The 1,282-nt window shown below is 49.2% G+C and carries 1 protein-coding gene; it reads right to left on the bottom strand.

Features of this window, described 5'->3' with window-relative positions; genetic code table 11:
• Positions 1-70: 70 nt before the first annotated feature.
• The gene (gene tuf / locus EI161_RS14405) at positions 71-1,261 is read right to left on the bottom strand and encodes an elongation factor Tu (RefSeq protein WP_192524947.1); all 1,191 of its coding nucleotides are present in this window, start codon (positions 1,259-1,261) and stop codon (positions 71-73) included.
• Positions 1,262-1,282 lie beyond the last annotated feature (21 nt).

Genomic DNA, 1,282 nt, shown 5'->3' on the forward strand with positions numbered 1-1,282 from the left:
AAAAAAAGCCACCCTCTCTCGAGAATGGCTTTTTAGCTAACTATTTAACGTCTAAGAGTAGAGGTTAAAATTAGTTGCTTACGTTAGCAACAACACCAGCACCTACCGTACGGCCGCCTTCACGAATAGCGAAGCGAAGACCTTTGTCCATAGCGATTGGGTGGATAAGCTCTACGCCCATCTCAACGTTATCACCAGGCATAACCATTTCAGTACCGTCTTGTAATTGGATTGCGCCAGTTACGTCAGTGGTACGGAAGTAGAACTGTGGACGATAGCCGTTTAGGAATGGTGTGTGACGACCACCCTCTTCTTTGCTTAGTACGTATACTTCAGCGTCGAATTTGGTATGCGGGGTGATTGAACCTGGCTTCGCTAGTACTTGGCCACGTTGTACGTCTTCACGCTTAGTACCACGTAGTAGTACGCCACAGTTTTCGCCTGCACGACCTTCGTCAAGCAGTTTACGGAACATCTCTACACCAGTACAGGTGGTTTTTTGGGTGTCTTTGATGCCGACGATTTCGATTTCGTCACCAACTTTTACGATACCAGATTCAACACGACCAGTAACAACGGTACCACGGCCTGAGATTGAGAATACGTCTTCGATTGGCATTAAGAATGCTTTGTCGATGTCACGCTCTGGCTCTGGGATGTAGGTGTCTAGGATGTCTAGTAGTTCTACGACGGCTGGTTGGCCGTATGGACCTTCGTCGCCTTTAAGGGCTTGGGTCGCTGAACCTTTTACGATTGGGGTGTCGTCGCCTGGGAAGTCGTAGTCGTTAAGAAGTTCGCGAACTTCCATTTCTACTAGCTCAAGCAGTTCTTCGTCATCAACAAGGTCGCATTTGTTCATGAAGACGATGATGTACGGTACGCCAACCTGACGTGATAGCAGGATGTGCTCACGAGTTTGTGGCATTGGGCCGTCAGTCGCTGATACGACTAGGATTGCGCCGTCCATTTGGGCAGCACCGGTGATCATGTTTTTAACATAATCGGCGTGACCTGGGCAATCAACGTGGGCGTAGTGACGAGTGTCTGTGTCATATTCTACGTGTGAGGTGTTGATGGTGATGCCACGGGCTTTTTCTTCAGGAGCGCTGTCAATGGCTGCGTAGTCTTTGGCTTCGCCACCTGATTTGATTGCTGCTACGGTTGCGATAGCGGCGGTTAGGGTTGTTTTACCGTGGTCAACGTGTCCGATGGTGCCGACGTTGACGTGTGGCTTGTTGCGTTCAAACTTGGCCTTTGCCATGGGTATTTCCTCTTTTTTTGG

This window comes from Psychrobacter sp. FME5, from assembly GCF_014861375.1.
In the GTDB taxonomy this organism is placed as follows: domain Bacteria; phylum Pseudomonadota; class Gammaproteobacteria; order Pseudomonadales; family Moraxellaceae; genus Psychrobacter.

Excerpts from the sequence above, each read along its gene's own strand:
- tuf (WP_192524947.1), bottom strand. The coding sequence starts at position 1,261 with ATGGCAAAGGCCAAGTTTGAACGCAACAAGCCACACGTCAACGTCGGC.